This is a genomic window from Parageobacillus sp. VR-IP (genome assembly GCF_013357975.1).
GTDB lineage: Bacteria > Bacillota > Bacilli > Bacillales > Anoxybacillaceae > Saccharococcus > Saccharococcus caldoxylosilyticus.
This window is the reverse complement of sequence record NZ_JABVYQ010000013.1, coordinates 19,947-45,386: the sequence shown is the minus strand read 5'-3', so window position 1 is coordinate 45,386 and position 25,440 is coordinate 19,947. Positions and strand designations below refer to the sequence as shown.

General features: G+C 43.1%; 26 protein-coding genes and 2 tRNA genes. All 28 read left to right on the top strand.

Annotated elements, in window-relative coordinates; all coding sequences use genetic code 11:
• Window positions 1-75: 75 nt before the first annotated feature.
• The 28 genes from metG (at window position 76) to HT574_RS18730 (ending at window position 25,337) form a co-directional block, all read left to right on the top strand.
• On the top strand, window positions 76-2,022 hold the full coding sequence (gene metG, locus HT574_RS18865) for a methionine--tRNA ligase (RefSeq protein ID WP_175245744.1): 1,947 nt from the start codon (window positions 76-78) through the stop codon (window positions 2,020-2,022).
• Between the two features lie 143 nt (window positions 2,023-2,165).
• A complete protein-coding gene (locus tag HT574_RS18860) occupies window positions 2,166-2,936 on the top strand; it encodes a TatD family hydrolase (RefSeq protein WP_175245743.1) in 771 nt (256 codons plus the stop codon).
• A 201-nt stretch (window positions 2,937-3,137) separates the two neighbouring features.
• Window positions 3,138-4,373, top strand: a complete 1,236-nt coding sequence (locus tag HT574_RS18855; RefSeq protein ID WP_175245742.1) for a G5 and 3D domain-containing protein — start codon at window positions 3,138-3,140, stop codon at window positions 4,371-4,373.
• 248 nt (window positions 4,374-4,621) lie between these two features.
• Window positions 4,622-5,185: a ribonuclease M5 gene (rnmV, locus tag HT574_RS18850; RefSeq protein ID WP_175245749.1), complete on the top strand. Its 564-nt coding sequence runs from the start codon at window positions 4,622-4,624 to the stop codon at window positions 5,183-5,185.
• Entirely contained in the window at window positions 5,178-6,059 is an 882-nt protein-coding gene (gene rsmA / locus HT574_RS18845; RefSeq protein WP_175245748.1) for a 16S rRNA (adenine(1518)-N(6)/adenine(1519)-N(6))-dimethyltransferase RsmA, read from the top strand. Before rnmV ends, rsmA begins: the two co-directional genes overlap by 8 nt.
• 114 nt (window positions 6,060-6,173) lie before the next feature.
• Entirely contained in the window at window positions 6,174-7,058 is an 885-nt protein-coding gene (gene yabG / locus HT574_RS18840; RefSeq protein ID WP_017434467.1) for a sporulation peptidase YabG, read from the top strand.
• Window positions 7,059-7,253: 195 nt separating this feature from the next.
• The gene (gene veg / locus HT574_RS18835) at window positions 7,254-7,511 is read left to right on the top strand and encodes a biofilm formation stimulator Veg (RefSeq protein ID WP_175245741.1); all 258 of its coding nucleotides are present in this window, start codon (window positions 7,254-7,256) and stop codon (window positions 7,509-7,511) included.
• A gap of 107 nt (window positions 7,512-7,618) precedes the next feature.
• The gene (locus HT574_RS18830) at window positions 7,619-7,798 is read left to right on the top strand and encodes a small, acid-soluble spore protein, alpha/beta type (protein WP_017434469.1); all 180 of its coding nucleotides are present in this window, start codon (window positions 7,619-7,621) and stop codon (window positions 7,796-7,798) included.
• 206 nt (window positions 7,799-8,004) lie between these two features.
• Window positions 8,005-8,874, top strand: a complete 870-nt coding sequence (gene ispE, locus HT574_RS18825; protein ID WP_175245740.1) for a 4-(cytidine 5'-diphospho)-2-C-methyl-D-erythritol kinase — start codon at window positions 8,005-8,007, stop codon at window positions 8,872-8,874.
• A gap of 55 nt (window positions 8,875-8,929) precedes the next feature.
• Window positions 8,930-9,754 (top strand): pur operon repressor, encoded by an 825-nt coding sequence (gene purR, locus HT574_RS18820; protein ID WP_017434472.1) that lies wholly within the window; start codon window positions 8,930-8,932, stop codon window positions 9,752-9,754.
• Between the two features lie 26 nt (window positions 9,755-9,780).
• A complete protein-coding gene (locus HT574_RS18815) occupies window positions 9,781-10,155 on the top strand; it encodes a RidA family protein (RefSeq protein ID WP_017434473.1) in 375 nt (124 codons plus the stop codon).
• A 143-nt stretch (window positions 10,156-10,298) separates the two neighbouring features.
• The gene (gene spoVG / locus HT574_RS18810; protein ID WP_003247437.1) at window positions 10,299-10,589 is read left to right on the top strand and encodes a septation regulator SpoVG; all 291 of its coding nucleotides are present in this window, start codon (window positions 10,299-10,301) and stop codon (window positions 10,587-10,589) included.
• 140 nt (window positions 10,590-10,729) lie between these two features.
• Window positions 10,730-12,109, top strand: a complete 1,380-nt coding sequence (gene glmU / locus HT574_RS18805) for a bifunctional UDP-N-acetylglucosamine diphosphorylase/glucosamine-1-phosphate N-acetyltransferase GlmU (protein WP_175245739.1) — start codon at window positions 10,730-10,732, stop codon at window positions 12,107-12,109.
• A 13-nt stretch (window positions 12,110-12,122) separates the two neighbouring features.
• Window positions 12,123-13,070 carry a ribose-phosphate diphosphokinase gene (locus HT574_RS18800; protein ID WP_017434475.1) on the top strand — a complete coding sequence of 316 codons (948 nt, stop codon included), beginning with the start codon at window positions 12,123-12,125 and terminating at the stop codon, window positions 13,068-13,070.
• An 80-nt stretch (window positions 13,071-13,150) separates the two neighbouring features.
• Window positions 13,151-13,783: a 50S ribosomal protein L25/general stress protein Ctc gene (locus HT574_RS18795; RefSeq protein ID WP_017434476.1), complete on the top strand. Its 633-nt coding sequence runs from the start codon at window positions 13,151-13,153 to the stop codon at window positions 13,781-13,783.
• Window positions 13,784-13,849: 66 nt separating this feature from the next.
• Window positions 13,850-14,410, top strand: a complete 561-nt coding sequence (pth, locus tag HT574_RS18790; RefSeq protein ID WP_175245738.1) for an aminoacyl-tRNA hydrolase — start codon at window positions 13,850-13,852, stop codon at window positions 14,408-14,410.
• Window positions 14,411-14,476: 66 nt separating this feature from the next.
• On the top strand, window positions 14,477-14,707 hold the full coding sequence (fin, locus tag HT574_RS18785; RefSeq protein WP_017434478.1) for an anti-sigma-F factor Fin: 231 nt from the start codon (window positions 14,477-14,479) through the stop codon (window positions 14,705-14,707).
• Window positions 14,708-14,850: 143 nt separating this feature from the next.
• Window positions 14,851-18,384, top strand: a complete 3,534-nt coding sequence (gene mfd, locus HT574_RS18780; protein WP_175245737.1) for a transcription-repair coupling factor — start codon at window positions 14,851-14,853, stop codon at window positions 18,382-18,384.
• A gap of 197 nt (window positions 18,385-18,581) precedes the next feature.
• Window positions 18,582-19,118 carry a stage V sporulation protein T gene (gene spoVT / locus HT574_RS18775; RefSeq protein WP_175245736.1) on the top strand — a complete coding sequence of 179 codons (537 nt, stop codon included), beginning with the start codon at window positions 18,582-18,584 and terminating at the stop codon, window positions 19,116-19,118.
• Between the two features lie 120 nt (window positions 19,119-19,238).
• On the top strand, window positions 19,239-20,822 hold the full coding sequence (locus tag HT574_RS18770; protein WP_175245735.1) for a putative polysaccharide biosynthesis protein: 1,584 nt from the start codon (window positions 19,239-19,241) through the stop codon (window positions 20,820-20,822).
• Window positions 20,823-20,828: 6 nt separating this feature from the next.
• Window positions 20,829-22,295: a bifunctional methyltransferase/pyrophosphohydrolase YabN gene (gene yabN, locus HT574_RS18765; RefSeq protein ID WP_175245734.1), complete on the top strand. Its 1,467-nt coding sequence runs from the start codon at window positions 20,829-20,831 to the stop codon at window positions 22,293-22,295.
• Window positions 22,296-22,311: 16 nt separating this feature from the next.
• Window positions 22,312-22,596 carry an RNA-binding S4 domain-containing protein gene (locus tag HT574_RS18760; RefSeq protein WP_042410401.1) on the top strand — a complete coding sequence of 95 codons (285 nt, stop codon included), beginning with the start codon at window positions 22,312-22,314 and terminating at the stop codon, window positions 22,594-22,596.
• A gap of 120 nt (window positions 22,597-22,716) precedes the next feature.
• The gene (gene yabP / locus HT574_RS18755) at window positions 22,717-23,022 is read left to right on the top strand and encodes a sporulation protein YabP (protein WP_003247459.1); all 306 of its coding nucleotides are present in this window, start codon (window positions 22,717-22,719) and stop codon (window positions 23,020-23,022) included.
• Window positions 23,019-23,651 carry a spore cortex biosynthesis protein YabQ gene (gene yabQ, locus HT574_RS18750; RefSeq protein WP_175245733.1) on the top strand — a complete coding sequence of 211 codons (633 nt, stop codon included), beginning with the start codon at window positions 23,019-23,021 and terminating at the stop codon, window positions 23,649-23,651. Before yabP ends, yabQ begins: the two co-directional genes overlap by 4 nt.
• Before the next feature lie 18 nt (window positions 23,652-23,669).
• Window positions 23,670-24,041, top strand: a complete 372-nt coding sequence (locus tag HT574_RS18745) for an FtsB family cell division protein (protein ID WP_042410399.1) — start codon at window positions 23,670-23,672, stop codon at window positions 24,039-24,041.
• Between the two features lie 305 nt (window positions 24,042-24,346).
• Window positions 24,347-24,745: a S1 domain-containing RNA-binding protein gene (locus HT574_RS18740; RefSeq protein WP_017434486.1), complete on the top strand. Its 399-nt coding sequence runs from the start codon at window positions 24,347-24,349 to the stop codon at window positions 24,743-24,745.
• Between the two features lie 438 nt (window positions 24,746-25,183).
• Window positions 25,184-25,260: transfer RNA gene (locus HT574_RS18735), tRNA-Met, on the top strand.
• A gap of 5 nt (window positions 25,261-25,265) precedes the next feature.
• Window positions 25,266-25,337: transfer RNA gene (locus tag HT574_RS18730), tRNA-Glu, on the top strand.
• Window positions 25,338-25,440: the final 103 nt, after the last annotated feature.

Here is a 25,440-nt window from a genome sequence, read left to right as displayed (position 1 = left end):
ATGTAAAATAGAAGTAACATCGCTCTCGTCCGTCGGGCGGGGGCTTTTGTTCTAACAGAATAGGGAGGTATGAAGATGGAGAAAAAGACGTTTTATCTTACGACCCCGATTTATTATCCGAGCGGAAACTTGCATATTGGCCACGCCTATACGACCGTAGCGGGGGACGCGATGGCACGCTATAAACGCCTGCGCGGTTATGATGTCATGTATTTAACCGGAACGGACGAGCATGGGCAAAAAATTCAGCGCAAAGCGGAAGAAAAAGGAGTAACACCGCAACAATATGTCGACGAAATTGTCGAAGGCATTCAAGAATTGTGGAAAAAGCTCGATATTTCTTATGATGACTTCATCCGTACGACACAAGAACGCCATAAAAAAGTAGTAGAAAAAATTTTTGCGCGTCTTGTCGAACAAGGTGATATTTATTTAGGTGAATACGAAGGATGGTATTGTACACCATGCGAATCATTTTATACTGAACGGCAGCTCGTTGATGGAAACTGCCCGGACTGCGGTCGTCCAGTAGAGAAAGTAAAAGAAGAATCGTATTTCTTTAGAATGAGCAAATATGTCGATCGCCTTTTGCAATACTATGAAGAAAATCCGGAGTTCATCCAGCCGGAGTCTCGCAAAAATGAAATGATTAACAACTTTATTAAACCAGGGCTTGAGGATTTGGCGGTTTCTCGTACAACGTTTGACTGGGGCATTAAAGTTCCGGGCGATCCGAAGCACGTTATTTATGTATGGATTGACGCGCTTACGAACTATATTACGGCGTTAGGGTACGGCACTGATAACGATGAGAAGTTTCGCAAATACTGGCCGGCAGATGTCCATTTAGTCGGAAAAGAAATCGTCCGCTTCCATACGATTTATTGGCCAATTATGTTAATGGCGCTCGATTTGCCGCTGCCGAAAAAAGTGTTCGCGCACGGTTGGCTGTTAATGAAAGACGGCAAAATGTCGAAATCGAAAGGAAACGTCGTGGATCCTGTTACATTAATTGACCGCTATGGGTTAGACGCGCTTCGTTACTATTTACTTCGTGAAGTTCCATTTGGTTCTGACGGCGTGTTTACTCCAGAAGGGTTTGTCGAACGCATTAATTATGACTTAGCAAACGACTTAGGCAACTTGTTACATCGCACGGTAGCGATGGTGGAAAAATATTTTGATGGCATTATTCCACCATATCGCGGCGCGAAAACAGCATTTGACAACGATCTTGTTGAAACGGCAAAAGAAGTAGTGAAGCAATATGAAGAAGCGATGGAAAAAATGGAATTCTCGGTGGCGCTTGCATCTGTATGGCAACTGATTAACCGGACTAACAAATATATTGATGAAACGCAGCCTTGGGTGCTCGCAAAAGATGAAAGCAAAAAAGAACAGCTGGCGTCGGTAATGGCCCATTTAGCGGAATCGCTTCGCCATGTGGCTATTTTGTTGCAGCCGTTTTTAACGCGTACGCCGGAAAAAATTTTTAAGCAGCTTGGCATTGTTGATGAACCATTAAAACAATGGGACAGCTTATACGGGTTCGGCCTCATCAAAGAAGGCACGAAAGTAACAAAAGGTGAACCGCTATTTCCACGGTTAGACATTGAAAAAGAAGTGGAATATATTAAAGCGCATATGCAAGGCGGCGCGCCGGCAAAGCAGAAAGAGGAACAGCAAGCACCAAAAGCGGAAGAGATCACGATCGACGATTTTGCAAAAGTCGATTTGCGCGTTGCCGAAGTGGTGCACGCGGAGCCGGTGAAAAACGCCGATAAGCTGCTAAAGCTGCAGCTTGACCTTGGCGATGAAAAACGTCAAGTCGTCTCGGGAATTGCGCAATTTTACAAACCAGAAGAACTGGTTGGTAAAAAAGTCATCTGTGTAACGAATTTAAAACCAGTAAAATTGCGCGGCGAATTGTCCCAAGGTATGATTCTTGCCGGGGAAGAAAACGGAGTGCTGTCTGTTGCTACCGTTGATAAAAATGTTCCGAATGGGACAAAAATAAAATAATGGTAAACATAAGAGGTGTGGTGTTCATCGGTACACGACACCTCTTTGTTGTCATTTTGTAATAAAAATGTTAACAGCCTGTGATATATGTAATGGATTTCTATGTTACACTTAACAACAAGGTAGAAAAGGGGTTTACTGTTATGCTCTTTGACACCCATGCGCATTTAAATGCGGTTCAATATAACGAGGATTTGCAAGAAGTAATTGACCGTGCTCTTAACGAAGGAGTTTCTCATATTGTCGTCGTCGGTTTTGATCGCCCTACGATTGCACGGGCGATCGAGCTAGCGGAGCAATATGATTTTATTTATGCTGCGGTTGGCTGGCACCCTGTAGATGCGGTCGATATGACGGATGATGATTTACAGATGATCGAAGAATTAGCAGCTCATCCAAAAGTAGTGGCCTTAGGAGAAATGGGTTTGGACTACTATTGGGATAAATCACCAAAGGAAATACAACATGACGTATTTCGGCGACAGATCGCTTTGGCGAAAAAAGTAAAATTGCCGATTATTATTCATAACCGCGAGGCAACAGCGGATATTTTACAAATTTTAAAAGAGGAAAACGCTGCCGAAGTGGGCGGAATTATGCATTGTTTTAGCGGAAGTGTAGAAGTGGCGAAACAATGCATTGATATGAACTTTTTTATTTCGCTTGGCGGACCGGTAACGTTTAAAAATGCGAAAAAGCCGAAGGAAGTAGCGGCGCAAATTCCGCTTGAGCATTTATTGATTGAAACAGACTGTCCGTATTTAACGCCTCACCCTTTCCGTGGAAAGCGAAATGAACCGAGCTACGTCAAATACGTAGCGGAAGCGATCGCCGAGATTAAAGGTATTTCCTTTGAGGAAGTAGCAAAAGCGACGATGGAGAATGCGAAAAAATTATTCGGCATTTATCGCTAAAAACATTTGTCAAATGATAAGGAGACTTGTCTAAACATGATCGAATAAAAAAAGTTCTACAAATTTAGGACGTTACATATGATAAACATGTCGACAAGTCTTCCTTCCCTTTTAACCGAATTTTCTGCATAATAGAGTGTGTTTATGCGTACATGTTAGAGGGAGAGGGGAAATAAGCGAAAGAAGGAGGCGTTTTACATTATGTTGCCCAATATGAAGAGAATTTCCGATTCATTGAGGAAAAACTTCACTGTTACTGCTAGTAGTTTTATAGCTTTTTCAGCGACAACAGGATTTGCCGGGTACGAAATAGCCAAAGATGATGTGACACTAACGGCAAACGGAAAAAAACAAGAGATCCGTACTCATGCAAAAACGGTAAAAGAAGTATTAGAGGAGCAAAATATTAAGCCAAGGAAAGAAGATTACGTCTATCCATCGTTAGATACGCCAATTACAGACGATTTAAACATCGTTTGGGAAGCGAGCAAGAAAGTCACTTTGACAATAGATGGGAAAGAACAAGAAATATGGACGACTGCAAAGGACGTTGCCGAGCTATTAAACTCGCAACATATTAAAATCGGAAAGTACGACAAAATTGCCCCAGCATTAAATACAAAAATTAAAAAAGGAATGGAAGTGAACGTGGAGAAGGCATTTCCAGTCCGATTAAATGTCGGTGGTAAACAGCAACAAGTGTGGGCAACTTCGACTACTGTCGCTGACTTTTTGAAACAACAAGGGGTACAATTAGACAAACTGGATCGAGTAGAGCCGTCTCTGCACGAAAATATAAAAGAAAATATGACCATTAACGTGATAAAAGTTAAAAAAGTCACCGATGTAGTGGAAGGACCAGTGGGATTTGCAGTCGTCACGAAACAAGACGCCACATTGCCAAAAGGAGAACGACGGGTTATCCAACCTGGAGAAAAAGGGCTTGTTGCCAAAACGTATGAAATAGTATTGGAAAACGGAAAAGAAGTATCGCGTAAATTAATTGCCACAAAGACGATTAAAAAAAGCGAAACCCGCATTGTGGCTATTGGTACAAAAGTGATTGAAAGACGGCCTGCAGTGGCTGAAAGACGATCTGTCAAGGTGCAAAACCGCCCGACATCACGCGGTCAACATAGTGCTGCGGCGAAAGAGTTCTATGTGACCGCTACCGCCTATACCGCATATTGCGAAGGCTGTTCGGGAACAACGAGAATGGGAATTAATTTGCGTAGAAACCCTTCTGCAAAAGTTATTGCCGTTGATCCAAATATTATCCCGCTCGGATCAAAAGTATACGTAGAAGGGTATGGATATGCTATTGCTGCAGATACAGGTTCAGGTATTCACGGTTATGAAATTGATGTGTTTTTGCCTAAACAATCCGATGCAATTCATTGGGGTAGAAAACGCGTAAAAATAAAGGTTCTGCAATAAAGGGAAAGCAGGCGGAGGGTTTTTCACCCTCTGCTTTTTCGTTATAATGAAAGAAGATATTTCACCTATTTAGACGGAGAAAATCGAAAAAAAGTTTCACTGATTTTACAAAAAATAAATATTATACCGTTTCATGAGCAGCAGAAAAACTATCCAAGCATTATTTTACCGGAAAGGAGGCATTGCAGAAATAGGAAAAAAGACTTATTCCCATTGCGGAATGAGGAAATGATTTCTGCACATTGGTGATGAGAATTAAGGAAATTATTGTTGTCGAGGGAAAAGACGATACAGCGGCGGTTCGGCGCGCTGTTGATGCGGATACGATTGAAACAAACGGTTCGGCGATCAGCGAAGAAATTATCGAACGCATTAAGTTGGCAAAAGAAAAACGGGGAGTCATTATTTTTACGGATCCGGATTTTCCGGGGGAAAAAATTCGTAAAACGATTACCCAGCATGTTCCTGGCTGCAAACATGCTTTTTTGCCAAGGAAAGCGGCCATCGCGAAAGACGGAAAAGGAATTGGCGTTGAACATGCGTCTGTGGAAGATATTCGCCAAGCGCTAGCAAACGTATATGAAGAAACAACCGAGTGGAAGGAAGAGATCACGTTTGACGAACTTGTCGCTGCCGGCTTAATCGGAGGAGAGCTGGCGAAAAAGCGGCGGCAGCGATTGGGGGAAAGGCTAAAAATCGGCTATGCGAACGGAAAACAGCTTTATAAGCGGCTGAAAATGTTTCAAATCTCCAAGGGAACGTTTTATGCAGCTTTAGAGCAGGTGATGCGGGAGGAAACAAATGATGCATAAAGATATTGCCACACCAAGGCGTACAAAGGAAATTTTGGATCAATACGGGTTTTCCTTTAAAAAAAGTTTAGGACAAAACTTTTTAATTGATACCAATATTTTACGGAAAATTGTCGACGCTGCAGAAATTTCCTCTGAAACAGGAGCGATTGAAATCGGTCCAGGAATTGGGGCATTAACAGAACAATTGGCGCGTCGGGCAAAAAAAGTGGTCGCCTTTGAAATAGACCAGCGATTATTGCCGATTTTGGCCGATACGCTGTCTCCGTATGGAAATGTGCGAATTATTCATCAGGACGTGTTAAAAGCAGATATTCATCAAGTGATTGCGGACGAATTTACAGATGTAGCCGATATTATGGTGGTAGCTAATTTGCCGTACTATGTCACCACGCCGATTATTATGAAGCTGTTGACCGACCGCCTGCCGATTCGCGGCATGGTGGTGATGCTGCAAAAGGAAGTAGCCGACCGTCTAGCTGCCAAGCCAGGGACGAAAGATTATGGCTCATTGTCCATTGCAGTCCAGTATTATACAGAAGCAGCGGTCGTCATGACGGTGCCGCGGACCGTGTTTATTCCGCAGCCGAACGTCGATTCCGCCGTGATTCGATTAATAAAGAGAAAACAGCCGCCCGTAGCGGTAAACGATGAGGCATTTTTCTTTCAAGTGGTGCGGGCTAGCTTTGCACAGCGCCGAAAAACGATTTTAAACAATTTAGTCAACAATTTGCCAAACGGAAGGGCGATGAAAGAGCAAATCGAAATCTCCTTAGCTAACGCGAGCATTGATCCGCGCCGTCGCGGGGAAACGTTGACGATGGAGGAGTTCGCCGCACTAAGCAATGTATTACACAACCTATTGAAACTTTAAATGCATTTTTGAGCTGGCGTGCAGCAGGAAATGAAATAATGTCTATCACCTATTGTCCGAATATGCATATGGTACTTATTAGTAGGCATTCATTTCATAATGGAGTGATGGGTGATGGACATTAAGATCGGCGATATTGTGGCTAGAAAATCATATAAATGTGATTTATTGTTTCGCGTAATCGATATAAAAGAAAAAGGGGACGAAAGGGAAGCCATTTTATATGGCGAAGATGTGAGACTGATTGCTGATGCTCCATGCAGCGATTTAGTCATCATCGACGAACGGGAACAGCAGGAAAGGAAGAAAAAGGAAATTGAGCTGATTGAACAGTCATATAAACTGTTTCGCCAAGATTACCATGCAATGAAGCAAAAAATTGAATATCGGGCAACAGGAGGATATCAAACGGAAAAGGATTTTTTTCAAATCCCGGGGCGCGTCCTTCATTTGGACGGTGACCCTTTATATTTACGAAAATGTTTGGATTTATACGAACGGATTGGTGTGCCGGTATACGGAGTGTATTGTGAGGAAAGCGAAATGCCGGAAAAAGTTGGTGTACTGATTGAACAGTTTCGCCCGGATATTTTAGTCATTACCGGCCATGATTCCTATTCGAAATCAAAAGGAAAAGTAAATGATTTGAAGGCTTACCGCCATTCGAAACATTTTGTGCAGACGGTAAAGGAAGCGCGCAAAAAGGTTCCTCATCTTGACCAGCTTGTTATTTTCGCGGGGGCGTGCCAGTCCCACTTTGAATCACTGATCCGCGCCGGTGCCAACTTTGCCAGCTCCCCGGCACGAGTAAACATTCATGCGCTCGATCCCGTCTATATTGTTTCGCGGATTAGTTTCACTCCTTTTATGGAGACCGTCAATGTTTGGGATGTGCTTCGCAATACATTAACCGGAGAAAAAGGACTTGGAGGGGTGGAAACCAAGGGAGTGCTGCGTACGGGAATGCCCTTCCGTTTAATTCATGATACAGGTGATTAGAACCGCCATGATGAAAAGGCGGTTTTTTATTTTTAATCGATACATATTTTTACATAAAAGCGCCATAATATACATAAAAGAAGAATTTTGTAGAAAAATATGCATTGACAGTAATGAAAATGCATTGATATAATCTTTATTTTTGACTTTGAAAAGAATTTTTGTTACAATTAAAAGCAGTGAGGTGGATAGTGAATGCCAAAAACTTTATCCGATATTAAAAAAACATTGGATTCTAATATCGGCAGACGTTTGACATTGCGGGCAAACGGAGGGCGAAGAAAGACGATTGAACGCTGTGGAATATTAGCAGAAACGTATCCATCGGTATTTGTAATTGAACTCGACCAAAAAGAGAACGCGTTTGAACGAGTATCGTTTAGTTACGCGGACGTGTTGACGGAAGCGGTAAAATTGACATTTTTAGATGATGATAAAGCTGGCGGGCAGTAGACAATTTTGTTTGCTGCTTTTTGTTTTGTCATAAATAGGTCAACATAAAGACGTTTATTTTTTTTCATACTAAAACTGTCGCGGTAGATAAGAGGGGGTTGTTGACATTGGGTCGTCGCCGTGGAATTATGTCGCAGCGCTTTAAAGAAGAATTAGCAAAAGAATTAGGCTTTTATGATGTTGTGCAACGAGAAGGATGGGGAGCGATCCGCGCCAAAGACGCGGGAAATATGGTAAAATTGGCGATTGAAAAAGCAGAGCGACAGCTTGCCGGAAAGATGGAGTAACTCCATTGTTTGCAATGTTGGAAGATAAAAATGCCGCGACAGCCGAAGCGCGACCGCTTCGGCTTTTATTTGATGCCGTTTATTATATTGTTTGACATGGGTGGATGAAATATACTTTTCTTTATTTAGCAACATTCATGATTTGTGTTATTATGATAAAATGGGTTTATGAAGAAAGTTGGAAGTCGTTAAAGTAGGTGGAACGTTTGAGGCTATTAGTGAAGGCACCAGCAAAAATTAACTTGTCTTTAGACGTGTTACATAAGCGGCCGGATGGGTATCACGAAGTGAAAATGGTCATGACAACGATTGATTTGGCAGATCGGATTGAATTAATTCCGCGTGCCGATGATGCAATACAGATTATTTCACAAAATCGGTTTGTTCCAGATGACCACCGCAATTTGGCATATCAAGCGGCAAAGTTATTAAAGGAGACCTTTTCCATTAAACAAGGTGTGGCGATCTCTATTACCAAACATATCCCGGTAGCGGCGGGTCTGGCGGGAGGAAGCAGCGATGCCGCCGCAACATTGCGGGGATTAAATAAGCTTTGGAATTTAGGTCTTACCCTTGATGAATTAGCAGAATTAGGAGCGCAAATCGGTTCTGACGTATCGTTTTGCGTTTACGGCGGAACGGCGATTGCCACCGGGCGCGGTGAAAAAATTACCCCCATCCCTTCACCACCTCCATGCTGGGTTGTGTTGGCAAAACCGTCCATTGGCGTTTCTACCGCGGAAGTGTATCGGAATTTAAAGGTGAAGGAAGTAGTGCATCCGGATGTCGATGCCATGGTCGAGGCAATTGAACGCCAAGATTATTTTGCCATTTGCCAATTAGTCGGGAACGTATTAGAAGAAGTAACATTGAAAATGCATCCGGAAGTAGCGCATATTAAAGAACAAATGAGACGGTTTGGAGCAGATGCAGTATTAATGAGCGGCAGTGGGCCGACGGTATTCGGGCTCGTCCAGCATGATTCAAGAATGCAGCGCATTTACAATGGGCTTCGCGGTTTTTGTGAACAAGTATTTGCTGTTCGTTTATTAGGCGAACGTCATTCACTTGATTAAACACGTACATTTTTGGTATATTTACTTTATAATATTCGGTTTTGGGAGGTCCGCTATGAAGTTAAGGCGCAGCGGCCGTTTAGTGGATATGACCCATTATCTTCTTGAACGGCCACATCAACTTATTCCGCTTACGTTTTTTGCGGAGCGTTATGAATCGGCCAAGTCATCGATTAGCGAAGATTTAGCCATTATTAAACAAACGTTTGAACAGCAAGGGATCGGAACGATTAAAACATTGCCGGGGGCTGCTGGCGGCGTACAATATATTCCAAAAATGTCGAAGCAGGAAGCGGAAGAAATTGTGACATATTTATGCGAGCAGCTATCGCGTCCGGATCGGTTGTTGCCCGGTGGATACCTATACATGACCGATATTCTCGGTGACCCTCGTATTATGAACAAAATCGGCAGGCTCTACGCGTCCATTTTTGCCGACCGGCCGGTCGATGTCGTCATGACCATTGCGACAAAAGGAATTCCGCTCGCTTATGCGGTCGCCCACTTTTTGTATGTTCCGGTCGTTATTGTCCGCCATGACAATAAAGTAACGGAAGGATCGATGGTCAGCATTAACTACGTTTCCGGTTCTTCAAAGCGCATTCAAACGATGGTGCTGGCGAAGCGGAGCTTGGCGGAAGGAGCCAATGTATTAATTATCGACGATTTTATGAAAGCGGGCGGCACGGTAAACGGAATGGTAAATTTGCTAAATGAGTTTAACGCCAAACTTTCCGGTATCGGTGTTCTTGTCGAATCGGAAGAAACGAAAGAACGGCTCGTAGACGAATATATTTCGCTTGTGAGACTGTCATCGGTGGATGTCAAAGAAAAACAAATTACCGTAAAAGCAGGAAATTACACGCAGTTTATGGAATAGATAAACGAGAAAGGAGAGCAAACAGAATGAGAAAAGTAGAAACGAATAAAGCGCCGCAGGCGATCGGTCCGTATTCACAAGGAATTATCGTCAATAACATGTTTTACAGCTCGGGGCAAATTCCGCTCACTCCCGAAGGAGAGATGGTACAAGGCGACATAAAAGCACAAACGCATCAAGTATTTCAAAACTTAAAAGCCGTTTTGGAAGCGGCTGGTGCATCGCTTGATACAGTAGTCAAAACGACGGTGTTTTTGAAAAACATGGATGATTTTGCGGCAATGAATGAAGTATATAGTCAATATTTCACAAATCATAAACCGGCGCGCTCGTGCGTGGAAGTGGCGAGACTGCCGAAAGACGCGCTGGTCGAAATTGAAGTAGTCGCGTTGATTCAATAAGTTTCCATCGCCTGCCTTTTCCCTAAAAAGTCGAGAACTAGGTATTTTTATTTATAAAAAATTTTCAAAAAAAAGAAGGAAATAGAGAAAATACGTGGAATAAAAATAATCAAGTCTGATATAGGGAAAAGGTGGTGAGCATAATGGAAGTTACTGACGTAAGATTACGCCGCGTAAATACCGAAGGACGTATGAAAGCGATTGCCTCGATCACACTGGATAACGAATTCGTTGTCCATGATATCCGCGTCATTGATGGCAATAACGGATTGTTTGTCGCAATGCCAAGCAAGCGTACTCCAGATGGAGAATTTCGCGACATTGCACATCCGATTAACTCAGCCACGCGCGGAAAAATTCAAGAGGCAATATTAGCTGAGTATCATCGCTTAGGTAAGTTGGAAGAGGAACTTGAAGAAGCTGGTGCTTCATAAAAATACGAGAAAGGGCCTGTGCCAAATGGACAGGCTCTTTTTTTTGCCTTATTCTAGAAAAATCAATGATTCCTTGAAATACACTATTAATTGAGATATATTCAATTATGGATAAAAAGGTAAAATTGGAGGCCTTATATATGGTAAAACGATATGCGGTCATATTGGCGGCTGGACAGGGAACCAGAATGAAATCGAAACAATATAAAGTATTGCACCCTGTTTGCGGCAAGCCAATGGTTCAGCATGTAGTGGACCAAGTTTCACAGCTGGGAATAGAAAAGCTTATTACCATTGTCGGTTTTGGGGCGGAACAAGTAAAACAGCAGCTTGGCGACCAAAGCGAATATGCCCTTCAGCAAGAGCAATTAGGAACGGCGCACGCAGTGATGCAAGCATCCCCTTATTTACGGGGAAAAGATGGAGTAACGCTCGTTGTATGCGGTGATACACCGTTAATTACTGCTGAAACGATGCAAGCTTTGCTTCATCATCATCTTGCGACAAAGGCAAAAGCAACGATTTTGACAGCAATCGCAGATAACCCTGCCGGATATGGTCGCATTGTTCGCGATTCCCATGGAAATGTTGAAAAAATTGTCGAACATAAAGATGCAAGCGAACAAGAACGCGCCATCAAAGAAATTAACACAGGGACATATTGCTTTGATAACAAGTCTTTATTTGAAGCGCTTACACATGTATCAAACAATAATGTACAAGGTGAATATTATTTAACAGATGTCATTGAAATTTTAAAATCAAATGGCAGTATCATTTCCGCGTACAAAGCTCCATCTTTTGAAGAGACGATTGGGGTAAACGACCGCGTTGCCCTCGCCGAAGCAGAAAGAATTATGCGCGAGCGGATTTGTCGCAAGCATATGATGAACGGGGTAACGATTATTGATCCTGCTCATACGTATATATCGGTTGAGGCGCAAATCGGCCGTGACACTGTGATTTATCCAGGAACGGTCATTGAAGGAAAAACAGTAATCGGTGAAGACTGTACGATTGGACCAAACTCGGAAATCAAAGATTGTTTGATTGGAAATGGCACAACGATTCGTCATTCCGTTGCCCATGACAGCGAAATTGGGAGCGATGTCACGATTGGACCGTTTGCTCATATTCGTCCATTGTCGAAAATCGATGATGAGGTCCGCATCGGAAATTTTGTCGAGGTGAAAAAATCGACGTTTGGCAAAGGAAGCAAAGCGTCGCATTTAAGCTATATCGGTGATGCGGAAGTCGGCGCCAACGTCAATCTTGGCTGCGGATCCATTACCGTAAACTATGATGGAAAAAATAAATATATGACAAAAATTGAAGATGGGGCGTTTATTGGTTGTAATGCCAATTTAATTGCTCCTGTGACGATTGGAAAAGGTGCTTATGTTGCCGCTGGCTCCACCATTACCGAGGATGTTCCTGGAAATGCATTATCGATTGCCCGTGCGCGGCAAGTAAATAAAGAAAACTACGTCGACCGTCTGTCGATCAAGAAAAATTCTTAGTGGAGGTCTATCAATGTCTGAGTGTTATCACAACCTAAAATTATTTGCGTTAAATTCAAACATGAAGTTGGCAGAAGAAATTGCGGAAATTATGGAAATTGAATTAGGCAAATGTTCTGTCTCCCGTTTCAGCGATGGGGAAATTCAAATTAACATTGAGGAAAGCATCCGGGGTGATGATGTTTTCGTTCTTCAATCGACAAGCGTCCCGGTCAATGAGCATTTAATGGAATTATTAATTATGATCGATGCATTAAAACGCGCCTCGGCACGAACGATTAATATTGTGATGCCGTATTACGGGTATGCCCGTCAAGACCGAAAAGCGCGCTCCCGTGAACCGATCACGGCGAAGCTGGTAGCCAATCTTTTGGAAACAGCAGGGGCTTCGCGCGTCATTACGCTTGATTTGCACGCGCCGCAAATTCAAGGATTTTTTGATATTCCAATCGACCACTTGATGGGAGTTCCGATTTTAGCTGACTATTTTAAAGGCAAAAATCTCGATGATATCGTCGTTGTTTCTCCAGACCACGGCGGTGTGACACGGGCAAGAAAACTTGCCGACCGTTTAAAAGCGCCGATTGCCATCATTGATAAGCGCCGACCAAAGCCAAATGTGGCGGAAGTCATGAATATCGTTGGACAAGTAGCAGGGAAAACTGCTATTTTAATTGATGATATTATTGATACGGCCGGAACGATTACATTGGCCGCCAACGCCTTGGTCGCAAGCGGAGCGAAAGAAGTGTACGCGTGCTGTACGCATCCGGTGCTGTCCGGTCCGGCAATTGAACGCATTCAAAATTCACAAATTAAAGAACTGGTTGTTACCAATACAATTGCGTTGCCAGAAGAAAAGAAAATTGATAAAATTGTAGAGCTGTCAGTTGCACCGCTGATTGCGGAGGCCATTACACGCGTATATGAAATGAAGTCTGTCAGCGTATTGTTTGATTAATGGAAAAACATGTTTAGACCTTCTTGTTTTAGGATAAAGTATCAATAGATTCTAATTCTAATTCAGGAAGGTGAGGAAACATGGCTATAGTACTAGAAGCAAAAGAACGCACAGACAAAAAACATTCCACACTTCGACGCATTCGTTTACAAGGAAACATTCCTGGAATATTGTATGGGAAAAATGTTGATAATAAAATGATTTTTGTCAGTGGTGCAGAACTGGAAAAAACGATTCGTGAAGGTGGACGCCATAGCTTAATGACGCTGAAAATAGGCGGAAAAGATTATTCCGTCCTGATGCGCGAGATCCAAAGAGATCCGCTGCGCGGCAATATTCTTCATGTTGATTTCCAAGCAGTAGATATGTCGACAGAAGTAGATATTGATGTCGATGTGCGCTTGATCGGCGAAGCTGCCGGAGTAAAAGACGGCGGCGTATTGCAGCAAAATCTGCATCAATTATCGATTCGCGTATTGCCGGCGAATATTCCGTCGTCGATTGATATTGACATCTCGCACCTTCAAGTAGGCGATGTGATTACGGTAGGAGATGTAAAAACAGACGGAAAATATGAAATTAATCACGAGCCTTCTGAAGTGATTGCGACCATCTTGCCTCCGCAACAAGAAGAGGAAATCCATAGCGGTGAACAGCAAGAACCTGGTCATCCTGATGCAGAAGAGGGAAGAGAAACGACTCCAGAGTCGTAAATTTAGGACGTAACCGTTTTCGGTTACGTCTTTTGTAGTATCATCGCAAAGAGAGGAGACCGAGTATTGAAGTTATTTGTTGGCCTTGGGAATCCAGGAAAAGAATACGAACAAACGAGGCATAACGTTGGCTTTATGGTCATGGATGAACTGGCAAAACGATGGAATATTTCTTTTCAAACAACCAAGTTTCGCGGTATGATGGCATCTGCCATTATTTCTGGAGAAAAAGTAGCATTATGCAAACCGTTGACATATATGAATTTATCAGGGGAATGTGTTCGACCGTTAATGGATTACTATGGTATTGATGTCGATGATGTCATTGTCGTATACGATGACCTTGACCTTCCACCTGGGAAAATTCGCTTGCGCATGAAAGGAAGCGCCGGCGGACATAATGGCATTAAATCACTGATTTATCATTTAGGCACCCAAGAATTTAAACGGATTCGCATCGGTATTGGGCGCCCGGCAAACGGGCAAAAGGTAACCGATTATGTGTTAGGCCGTTTTGCGAAAGAAGAAAGTGACACGGTAATGGAAGCGATTTTACGTTCGGCTGATGCGTGTGAAAAAGCGGTGACGACGCCGTTTCTGCAAGTGATGAATGAATTTAACAAATGAATATTTTCCTCCTAATCGGTGCAAAATGAAAGTATGAATACGCGCCCTTTAGGAGGTTTGTTGGCAATGGCATTGCATTATTATTGTCGGCATTGTGGAACGAAAGTAGGGACGATTGATCAAGTTTCCATATATAGTGAACAATTAGGGTTTCATCATTTGACAGAGGAAGAACGTTTGGAGATGATTTCGTATCAGCCGAACGGTGATATTCATGTAAAAACAATTTGCGAAGATTGCCAAGAGGCATTGACAAGAAATCCAGAGTTACATCAGTATGAGAAGTTTATCCATTAACGGGGCTTTGGGCAACCAAAGCATTTTTGTATTTTTTCTTATAAATATATCCATATATAGTCATATATGGAACAAAACGATCGGTTTGTATACAAATATAGCAATAGAGAAATACAATGATATTGAGAGGAGGGAGAATAGGGGTGCTTTCGTTGCATCGCTATTTAGCTGAAAATCAAGATGTTCGTTCCATTATCGAAGGCGTAAAAGTGGGATTGAAAGAACAGCTCGTTGCCGGGTTATCCGGGTCGGCCCGGTCTGTTTTTGTTTCGGCATTATACAAGGAAACGAATAGACCGATTCTACTCGTTACCCATAATTTGTTTCACGCGCAAAAAATGTATGACGACCTTGTTCAATTGCTCGGAACCGAAGAGGTGTTTTTATATCCGGTCAATGAGGTTATTGCCGCTGAAATGGCGATCGCCAGTCCGGAGTTAAAGGCACAGCGTTTAGAAGTGATGAATTATTGGGCGAAACGGCAACAAGGCATCGTTATTTGTCCAGTTGCTGGATTGCGTCGTTTGCTTCCTCCCGCATCGTTATGGAGGGATCATTTATTCACATTCACGGTTGGCCAAGATATCGATATTGACCATTATAAACAACAGTTCGTACAAATGGGATATAAACGTGTAGCGACAGTATCGGCCCCTGGGGAATTTAGCATTCGCGGCGGTATTATTGATATTTATCCGTTAACTACTGAATTTCCGTATCGGATTGAGCTGTTTGATACGGAAATTGAATCGATACGTACATTCACCGCGGATGATCAGCGTTCCCGTGATGAAGTACAACAAGTAACCATCGGACCTGCTGATGAAATGATTGTTTATGGAGAGGCGTTAGAGCGGGGAATCGAACGAATCGAAGCAGGGTTAGCGGAAAGTCTCAACAAATTAAAAGATGAGAAGGCCAAACAATTATTGCTAGAACATGTATCAGCAGAACTTGAGCAATTAAAACAAGGACAAGAAATTGAACAACAATATAAATATATGGCGCTCTTCTACAAAGAGCCTGCTAGTTTGCTAGACTATCTTCCGGAAAATGGCATATTGCTGATGGATGAGATGAGCAGATTGCAAGAGGCGGCTGAAAGCTTAGATAAAGAAGAGGCAGAATGGTACACCAGCTTGCTTAGTAATGGAAAAATAATCCATGATGTGCCAATTTCTCACTCATTTTCGGAATTGTTGCAAAAACATCGCAAACAGCGGATTTATTTGTCTTTATTTTTACGACATGTCCCGCATACCCATCCAGAAAATATTGTCAATATTTCCTGCAAACAAATGCAGAATTTCCACGGGCAAATGTCGTTGCTGAAATCCGAGCTAGAAAGATGGAAAAAAGCCAACTATGCGGTAGTTTTTTTGGCGCCGAACGCAGAGCGGATGAAAAAGCTGCAATCCGTTTTGGAAGACTATGAAATCGATGTTGCCCCGTTAAGCAAGGACGCGGTGCTGATGCACGGCAAATATCAGATGATCGAAGGCGACTTAAATACAGGGTTTGAGCTGCCGATGCAAAAGCTTGCCGTGATTACGGAAGAAGAATTGTTTAAAAAACGGGCAAAAAGACTGATTCGCCGTCCAAAATTATCGAATGCGGAGCGGATTAAAAGTTACTCGGAACTGCAAGTTGGCGATTACGTTGTCCATGTCAACCACGGTATTGGTAAATATTTAGGAATCGAAACATTAGAGATTAACGGTGTGCATAAAGATTATATCCATATTCAATACCAAGGCAGCGATACGTTATATGTGCCGGTCGATCAAATTGATCAAGTGCAAAAATACGTAGGCTCTGAAGGGAAAGAGCCGAAGATTTACAAATTAGGCGGCTCCGAATGGAAAAAGGTGAAAAAGAAAGTCGAGTCGTCCGTCCAAGATATCGCTGAAGATTTAATTAAGCTGTACGCTGAACGGGAAGCAAGCAAAGGATACGCGTTTTCCCCGGATACAGAAATGCAGCGGGAATTTGAAGCGGCGTTTCCGTACCAGGAAACGGAAGATCAGCTTCGTTCGATTGAAGAAATCAAGCGCGATATGGAAAGCGATAAGCCGATGGATCGCCTTCTTTGCGGTGACGTTGGCTACGGAAAGACGGAAGTAGCGCTGCGGGCCGCGTTTAAAGCGATTATGGACGGCAAACAAGTCGCATTTCTCGTACCGACGACAATTTTAGCACAGCAGCATTACGAAACGGTGCGCGAGCGATTTCAAGGGTTTCCAATTAACGTCGGACTGTTAAACCGCTTTCGCACTAGAAAACAGCAAGCGGAAACGATTAAAGGGCTAAAAGAAGGAACCATTGATATGGTCATTGGCACACACCGCCTATTATCCAAAGATGTTCAGTTTAAAGATTTAGGGCTTCTCATTATTGACGAAGAGCAGCGATTTGGCGTTACCCATAAAGAAAAAATCAAGCAGATGAAGGCTAATATTGATGTGCTGACATTAACGGCAACGCCGATCCCAAGAACTTTGCATATGTCGATGATCGGAGTGCGCGACCTGTCGATTATTGAAACGCCGCCGGAAAATCGCTTTCCGGTGCAAACGTATGTGATGGAATATACCCCTGAACTCGTAAAGGAAGCGATTGAACGGGAGCTGGCTAGAGACGGACAAGTGTTTTTCTTGTACAACCATATTGAAGATATTGATAGGAAGGCGGAAGAAATTTCACAGCTTGTGCCGGAAGCGCGTGTAACCTATGTGCACGGGCGCATGTCAGAAAACGAGTTGGAATCCACGATGTTGGCGTTTTTAGAAGGGCAGTACGATGTACTGGTGACGACGACGATTATTGAAACAGGCGTGGATATTCCAAACGTCAATACGTTGATTGTCTACGACGCTGATCGCATGGGGCTGTCGCAATTGTATCAGCTGCGCGGGCGTGTCGGTCGCTCCAACCGCGTTGCGTACGCATATTTCACATACCGAAAAGATAAAGTGCTCAATGAAGCGGCAGAGAAGCGGCTTCAGGCAATTAAAGAATTTACCGAACTCGGATCAGGGTTTAAAATTGCAATGCGCGACTTATCGATTCGCGGTGCTGGCAATATATTAGGGGCGGAGCAACACGGATTTATCGATTCGGTTGGATTTGATTTATATTCGCAAATGCTCAAAGAAGCCATCGAGAAACGAAAAGGCATCAAACGGGAAGAAGAAAAACAGGAAGTGACGATCGATTTGGAAATCGACGCGTACATTCCAGATACGTATATTTCCGATGGGTTGCAAAAAATCGATATGTACAAGCGGTTTAAAGCGGTGGAAACGATGGAAGACGTGGAAGCGCTGCGTGAGGAAATGGAGGACCGCTTCGGCGATTATCCAGATGAAGTCGCTTACTTGTTCCAAGTAGCGGAAGTGAAAGTGTTCGCTAAACAAATCGGTGTCGAATCCATTAAGCAGCAAAAGCAGCAAGTAGAAATTTTATTTGCTGAACATGCATCAAAAAATGTCGAAATACAGCGCCTGTCCAAAATTGGCGGGCAATACGGACGCTTGTTTGGCTTTGGTATGGAAGGGGCTAAATTAAAAATTGTGTTATATATTAAAGATTTCAAGCCGCAAGAGTGGCTGATGATTTTATACGAAACCTTAAAGGAGCTTTCCTGTGTCAAAGATGAAAAATCGATTATTGCTTAAATCAAACAATGTTTATGTTTAAAAAAGCTTGGCGATAATGTAGGATGGGTAATTTTATCTAAAATTCAAAAAATCACTTTCATCGCGTATATAACTTGGATTATGAAGGATACTAATCACAGCAATGGTGAATTCCCCATAACAAGGATTCATCGGAGTATTCTTCAAATCCTAGATGAAAGTGAGGGTATCTGCAGATGAAAGCAACGGGTATAGTTCGTCGAATTGATGATTTAGGAAGGGTTGTCATACCGAAAGAAATTCGAAGAACCTTGCGCATTCGTGAAGGAGATCCACTCGAAATATTTGTTGACCGCGATGGTGAAGTCATTTTAAAAAAATACTCGCCGATTAGTGAATTAGGCGATTTTGCGAAAGAATATGCCGAAGCGCTATTTGACAGTTTAGGACAGCCAGTATTGATTTGTGACCGCGATGTTTTCATCGCTGTTGCGGGTGTGTCGAAAAAAGAATATTTAAATAAAAATGTCAGCTCATTAGTGGAAAAGGTGATGGAAGAGCGCAATTCCGTACTTCATACGGAAGAGGGAGAAGCCGAACTCGTCGATGGAGTTACAGAAAAGTTAAAGTCGTATACGATTAGCCCGATTGTGGCCAACGGCGATCCGATCGGAGCTGTCATTATTTTATCCAAAGAAAAAGAGCTTGGCGAAGTGGAACATAAAGCAGTGGAAACAGCCGCCAGTTTTTTGGCACGGCAAATGGAACAGTAACAGCTGTAGCAACAAAGGATCGACAAGAAAAGGTAGCGTGCTATGCTACCTTTTTTTTTTGCGCTATAATAGCAATCGTTACTGGATTTATGAAGCTATGCGCGCGGAAGGAGAAACACGATGAAACTGCAAGAAGGGAGCATATGGAGAGGGACGGTCGTTTTAACGATCGCTGCCTTTGTAACAAAACTATTGAGCGCTGTTTATCGCGTCCCGTATCAAAATATCGTTGGAGACGTCGGTTTTTATATTTATCAGCAAGTGTATCCGATTTACGGCATTGCTATGTCGCTTTCATTGTATGGATATCCGGTTGTCATTTCCAAACTGATCGCAGAGCGGATAGCAGAGCGCGGCCAAAACGGAATTGCCTCCGTTTTGCAAATTTCTTTTTTGTTTTTATGTATGCTTGGCCTGCTTATTTTTACCAGCCTTTATATAGGGGCAAAACAGCTTGCGATATGGATGGGCGACGGCCAGCTCGCCCCGCTCATTCGCCTTCTTTCTTTTTCGTTCCTGCTATTTCCATTTATTGCATTGATGCGCGGCTATTTTCAAGGGCATAACCATATGATGCCGACTGCGGTTTCCCAAGTCGGCGAACAGCTTGTCCGCGTGTCTGCCATCCTTTTCTTGTCGTATTCGTTGATAACAAGCGGATATGACGTCTATGCAGGTGGAACGGCGGCGATGGCCGGCACATTGGCGGGAATGGTGACCGCACTTCTTTTATTGACAGCGTTTTGGATAAGAAGGGAAAATAGAGGAAGAATACATATCAAAATAAAGAGTGCGGAAGCAAGGAGCATTATATCGTATTTATTTGTCAAAGGAATTATTATTTGCGTTACCAATATGGTGTTGACACTTATTCCATTAGTAGACTCGTTTTTATTATTGTCTTTGCTTGGCGAACGAGGCGGAGAGGGCATGGAACACGCCAAACTGTTAAAAGGAATATACGACCGCGGCCAGCCTCTTATTCAGCTCGGCACGGTAGTAGCGACTTCTTTCTCGCTAGCGCTTGTTCCGCTTATTTCCGGTGCGAAAAAACATCGCAGCGATCAATTTCTTTGTGAAAAAGCCGATTTGTCGTTGCGCGTCGCATTGGTAATTGGATTAGGCGCTTCTTTAGGATTGATTTGTCTCATTCGCCCAATTAATATCATGCTGTTTGAAAACGATCTCGGTTCGTTTTCTCTGGCAATTTTAACAGCTTCTGTTTTCTTTACGACATTGGCGCTTACGATTTCGGCGCTATTGCAAGGAATGGGATATGAATGGATTGCCGTAGCGGGTGTATTTGTAGCGGTGGCAACGAAAAGCGTTTTGAATTATCTTTTGGTTCCTGCGCTTGGGATGATTGGCGCCGCCATTGCGACAACGGGGTCTTATGCGGCAATGGCTTGCTTTTTATACATCGCATTGCGAAAAAAACTGCCTTTTTACGCCCCCCGAAAAAACTATATATATTCCGTTGTGAAAGCGGCCGCAGCGATGGTAGTTGTATTGCGGCTGTATGCATTGCTCGTCGAAACGTGGGATGACAGCCGTCTGTTCGCCGTCGGCGAAGCGTTAGGCGGCGTTTTGCTTGGGGCTGTTACGTATCTTACCATAGTGATCAAAGAACATGTATTTTCTGAACAAGAATTATCTCTTCTTCCGTTGGGAAACAAACTGCGTTTATTATTAGGAAATAGGTGATAAGAGATGAATACGATTTATATTTTTGGATTAGGCGCTGGGGATATCGAACAGTTGCCGTTAGGGGTATACCGCAAGTTAAAAGCCGCTTCTCCGCTTTTTTTGCGGACAAAGGAGCATCCTGTTGTCAAGGAATTACAGGAAGAGGGAATCACGTTTACCTCCTTTGACTTTATTTACGAAAAACATGAACAATTTACAGAGGTGTATCAGGAAATTGCAGCAGTTTTATTGGAACAAGCGAAAAAAGGCGACATCTTTTATGCTGTTCCTGGCCATCCGCTGGTAGCGGAAAAAACGGTGCAGCTTTTATTAGAAGCCGAACGCCGCAATGAATGCCGCGTTGTCATTGAGGGCGGGCAAAGCTTTCTCGATGCGCTGTTTACCACATTAAAAATCGATCCCATTGAAGGATTTCAGCTGATGGATGCTACCTCATTACAAGGGGGCGAATGGTCATTAACAAAGCATACGATTTTTTGTCAAGTATATGATTCGTTTATCGCATCGGACGTGAAATTGACGTTAATGGAACAGCTTCCCGACGATTATCCCGTCTATATCGTAACGGCAGCGGGAAGCAAAGAGGAGAGGGTAACGAAAGTTCCACTATATGAGCTGGACCGTGTGGCGACATTGAACAATTTAACGAGCGTATATGTTCCTCCTGTCCGTGACGAGAAACTGCTTTATCACCGTTTTGAAACATTGCGGCGTGTCATCGCGACATTAAGAGGACCGAACGGCTGCCCGTGGGACCGTAAACAAACCCATGCCTCGCTAAAACGATATTTGCTCGAAGAAACATATGAACTGTTTGAGGCGATCGATGATCATGACGATGATCATATGATCGAAGAGCTTGGCGATGTGCTGCTGCAGGTGATGCTCCATGCGCAAATCGGCGAAGATGAAGGGATGTTTTCCATTGATGATGTCATCCGCGGAATTACGGAGAAGATGATTCGCCGCCATCCGCACGTATTCGGCAACGTTACGGTGGAAAGTGCCGAACAGGTCGTGGAAAATTGGCAGCGCATTAAAGAAAAGGAAAAAGAAACGAATGATGAGCCCGTTTCGCTGCTTGCAGATGTTCCAAAGAGTCTGCCGGGTACGTTAAAAGCGTATGAGTTGCAGAAAAAAGCGGCAAAAGTAGGGTTTGATTGGGATGATGTCGAGCCGATGTGGGAGAAAGTTGCCGAAGAAATAGCTGAATTTCAGCAAGAGGCGGCAAAACTACATGATCGTTCCCGGCTTATCAGCGAGTTTGGCGATATTTTATTTGCGCTCATTAATGTCGCCCGCTACTACGACATTAATCCAGAGGAAGCGCTGCATATAGTCAATCAAAAGTTTTATCGGCGGTTTTCTTATATAGAGGAGCAGGCGAGAAAAAGCGGCAGGGCGATCACATCATTTTCCCTTGCCGAACTGGACCGCTTTTGGGAAGAAGCAAAAGAAAAAGGATTGTAAAAGGGAGAGATAAGGTATGCGTTTAGATAAATTTTTAAAAGTTTCCCGTCTCATTAAACGCCGTACGCTGGCAAAAGAAGTAGCCGATCAAGGGCGGATTACGATTAACGGCGCCGTGGCGAAGGCGAGTTCGACGGTAAAAATAGGGGATGAATTGACGATTCAATTTGGGCAAAAACGGCTGACAGTAAGGGTGATTGATTTAAAAGAAACAACCAAAAAAGACGAGGCGGCCCATTTATATGAAGTAATCCGCGAAGAACGAATTGCTCCGAAAATAGAGGATGATGAAGAAATCTAATTTATGCATATAGGCTTGTTCTAAAATGGCTCCCGCATTCATACATATGGTACCAACATTAGGTTAGGAAAGAATGTTTCTGTCTTAGACTTGATTTTAATAGGAATGCGGGGGATGAAAATGAGCCAACATTATGATTTTGGTGGAAATACAAATAAAGGTCCTGTCCAAGAACACGATGTGATTATGCGGGGAAGACGTCTCCTTGATATCACCGGGGTCAAACAGGTGGAAAGCTTTGATAATGAGGAATTTTTGCTAGAAACGGTAATGGGATTTTTATCGATCCGCGGGCAAAATTTGCAAATGAAAAATTTAGATGTCGATAAAGGGGTCGTTTCGATTAAAGGAAGAATCTTCGATCTCGTTTACTTAGATGACCATCAGGAGAAGGCTAAAGGATTCTTTAGCAAGTTGTTCAAATGAGCTTAACAACACAGTTGGCGACCATGCTCGCGATGATTGGAATGGGAGGCTGGCTTGGCGCCGCATTGGATACGTATAATCGCTTTTTGCAGCGACAGGATCGCGCCCATTGGATTGTGTTTATCAATGACATTTTATTTTGGATCGTTCAAGGTTTAATCATTTTCTATGTGTTACTGCTCGTCAATCAAGGCGAGCTGCGCTTTTATATTTTCTTGGCGATTTTATGCGGTTATGCCGCTTATCAAAGTTTGTTTCGCACGATCTATTTAAAAGTGCTAGAATGGCTGATTTGGTTTGCAACAAGACTGTACCAATTTTTCATCCAGCTGTGCCGTTATCTCCTCATTCGCCCGGTTCAGTTCTTCTTTCAAATGTTATTAGTTTTCATACTGTTTATATGGAAAGCGCTTCTTTCTTTGCTTCGCCTATTTCTGCGTATGTTGTATCAATGTACAAAGCTGTTGGTTGCTCCGTTTCGCTGGACGGGCTTGATCATTTGGAAGATCGCTCCGCCAAGTTGGAAAAGAATAAGCACAAAAATTTTTGCCTATCTAACAGGAATTATTCGCCAGGTGAAGAATATGAAAGATAGGATTAGAACGTGGATATCAAAATGGCAAAAATAAAAGCAGAGGTGCAGAATAATGAGTGTACCGCACAAAACGAATGTAACAAAATTAAAATCTTCATACATATCAGCGCAGGAGGAGAAAAAGCAGAAAGCGTCAAGAAGACGGCGGATTGCCGTCGTCCGCTTTACTTTTTTGGGGATTGTACTGGCGCTAGTTTCTTCGGCATTTGTTTATACGATGCAATCTCAAGCAAAGGATATTGAAGCAAAACAAGCCAGCAAAAAGCAGCTTGAACAAAAGTTAGACAAGCTGGAAAAACAGCAGAAACAGCTGAAGGAGGAAATTAAAAAGCTGCACGACGACGAATATATCGCGGAGCTGGCGCGCAAAAAATACTATTTATCCAAAGATGGGGAGATTATTTTCGTCACCCCAGAAAAGTAATTTTTGCAAAAGCATTGACTTAAGTCTTGGGATGGAGTGAAACACGGTTTTGAGCCGAGCTGACAGGGCGCTAAACACCAGTGGGGTGTTTGTCGATGAAAGTTTGGCGGAACAAGAGTGAGTGCCTGCACGCAGGTGCAGGAAAACTCTTTAGTACGTCAGAGCCACCGACTTTAGTCTTGTGAAGGTTCAGCTTGCGTCTTCCGGTGAAATACGGGCGCCCGCCTTATTGACACTTGTTTTTTGCATTCGTTATAATGAAAGAAAATAATTTTTAAAGTTTTTTAAGGAGGAGCACTTTTTTTATGTCAATTGAAGTAGGCAGCAAGTTACAGGGCAAAGTAACAGGAATTACGAAATTCGGGGCGTTTGTGGAGCTGCCAGAAGGAGTCACTGGACTGGTTCATATTAGTGAAGTGGCGGATAATTACGTAAAAGACATTAACGATCATCTGAAGGTTGGAGATATCGTTTATGTCAAAGTCATTAATGTAGAGAAAGATGGGAAAATCGGCTTGTCCATTAAAAAAGCAAAAGACACGCCGTCTTCACAGCGTCCGCGACATAAAACGAACGACCGAGCCGCTGCAGAAAGCTTCGAACAAAAAATCAGTCGTTTCTTGAAAGAAAGCGAAGACCGTCTGGCGTCACTGAGACGTCATATGGAGTCGAAGCGGGGAGGTCGTGGAGCAAGACGTGGGTAACTTGCTGCTGAATGTATAACAGGTTAAGATCATGGAATAACGGATAAAAAGCATCCATTTCTTTGATGGATGCTTTTCTTGTTTCGGCTTTTCGGCGAGGGGCGTCCTATTTCATTTGCCAAGGCACATGATGGAAGAAGGTGTGCGACTATATCAGTTTAACTTGAAGATTCGACTTCCGATGGATAGGAATATCATTGCACCGTTTTTCGACAGTCTACGGCAAGTCAGTGGCTTGCCTTCGTCACGCTAGCGCGTGACAGAAGAAAAACATCGCAATCCTTGGATACAAAGCGCAAAATATGAAACACCCATTTACATTTATATCGTCTTCTCTATTTTCGCTACGCCGATGGAAGATTTCACTAATCAAATTTAGATCGGGAACCTATTGACAATAATATATTAGATCCATTATTATATTAGATGTTGTTGCGTGGCGGCGTAGCTCAGCTGGCTAGAGCGTACGGTTCATACCCGTGAGGTCGGGGGTTCGATTCCCTCCGCCGCTACCATATGAGGCCCGTTGGTCAAGTGGTTAAGACACCGCCCTTTCACGGCGGTAACACGGGTTCGAATCCCGTACGGGTCACTATGAAAACGAGGATGTTTCTCGATCGAGGAACATCCTCGTTTTTTCTTTTTTGTGTTTTTGAAGAACCAATTTGTGAATTTATGACGTGTTAGCAAGAAAT

Excerpts from the sequence above, each read along its gene's own strand:
- metG (WP_175245744.1), top strand. The coding sequence starts at position 76 with ATGGAGAAAAAGACGTTTTATCTTACGACCCCGATTTATTATCCGAGC.
- HT574_RS18860 (WP_175245743.1), top strand. The coding sequence starts at position 2,166 with ATGCTCTTTGACACCCATGCGCATTTAAATGCGGTTCAATATAACGAG.
- HT574_RS18855 (WP_175245742.1), top strand. The coding sequence starts at position 3,138 with ATGTTGCCCAATATGAAGAGAATTTCCGATTCATTGAGGAAAAACTTC.
- rnmV (WP_175245749.1), top strand. The coding sequence starts at position 4,622 with ATGAGAATTAAGGAAATTATTGTTGTCGAGGGAAAAGACGATACAGCG.
- rsmA (WP_175245748.1), top strand. The coding sequence starts at position 5,178 with ATGCATAAAGATATTGCCACACCAAGGCGTACAAAGGAAATTTTGGAT.
- yabG (WP_017434467.1), top strand. The coding sequence starts at position 6,174 with ATGGACATTAAGATCGGCGATATTGTGGCTAGAAAATCATATAAATGT.
- veg (WP_175245741.1), top strand. The coding sequence starts at position 7,254 with ATGCCAAAAACTTTATCCGATATTAAAAAAACATTGGATTCTAATATC.
- purR (WP_017434472.1), top strand. The coding sequence starts at position 8,930 with ATGAAGTTAAGGCGCAGCGGCCGTTTAGTGGATATGACCCATTATCTT.
- HT574_RS18815 (WP_017434473.1), top strand. The coding sequence starts at position 9,781 with ATGAGAAAAGTAGAAACGAATAAAGCGCCGCAGGCGATCGGTCCGTAT.
- spoVG (WP_003247437.1), top strand. The coding sequence starts at position 10,299 with ATGGAAGTTACTGACGTAAGATTACGCCGCGTAAATACCGAAGGACGT.
- glmU (WP_175245739.1), top strand. The coding sequence starts at position 10,730 with ATGGTAAAACGATATGCGGTCATATTGGCGGCTGGACAGGGAACCAGA.
- HT574_RS18800 (WP_017434475.1), top strand. The coding sequence starts at position 12,123 with ATGTCTGAGTGTTATCACAACCTAAAATTATTTGCGTTAAATTCAAAC.
- HT574_RS18795 (WP_017434476.1), top strand. The coding sequence starts at position 13,151 with ATGGCTATAGTACTAGAAGCAAAAGAACGCACAGACAAAAAACATTCC.
- fin (WP_017434478.1), top strand. The coding sequence starts at position 14,477 with ATGGCATTGCATTATTATTGTCGGCATTGTGGAACGAAAGTAGGGACG.
- spoVT (WP_175245736.1), top strand. The coding sequence starts at position 18,582 with ATGAAAGCAACGGGTATAGTTCGTCGAATTGATGATTTAGGAAGGGTT.
- HT574_RS18770 (WP_175245735.1), top strand. The coding sequence starts at position 19,239 with ATGAAACTGCAAGAAGGGAGCATATGGAGAGGGACGGTCGTTTTAACG.
- yabN (WP_175245734.1), top strand. The coding sequence starts at position 20,829 with ATGAATACGATTTATATTTTTGGATTAGGCGCTGGGGATATCGAACAG.
- HT574_RS18760 (WP_042410401.1), top strand. The coding sequence starts at position 22,312 with ATGCGTTTAGATAAATTTTTAAAAGTTTCCCGTCTCATTAAACGCCGT.
- yabP (WP_003247459.1), top strand. The coding sequence starts at position 22,717 with ATGAGCCAACATTATGATTTTGGTGGAAATACAAATAAAGGTCCTGTC.
- yabQ (WP_175245733.1), top strand. The coding sequence starts at position 23,019 with ATGAGCTTAACAACACAGTTGGCGACCATGCTCGCGATGATTGGAATG.
- HT574_RS18745 (WP_042410399.1), top strand. The coding sequence starts at position 23,670 with ATGAGTGTACCGCACAAAACGAATGTAACAAAATTAAAATCTTCATAC.
- HT574_RS18740 (WP_017434486.1), top strand. The coding sequence starts at position 24,347 with ATGTCAATTGAAGTAGGCAGCAAGTTACAGGGCAAAGTAACAGGAATT.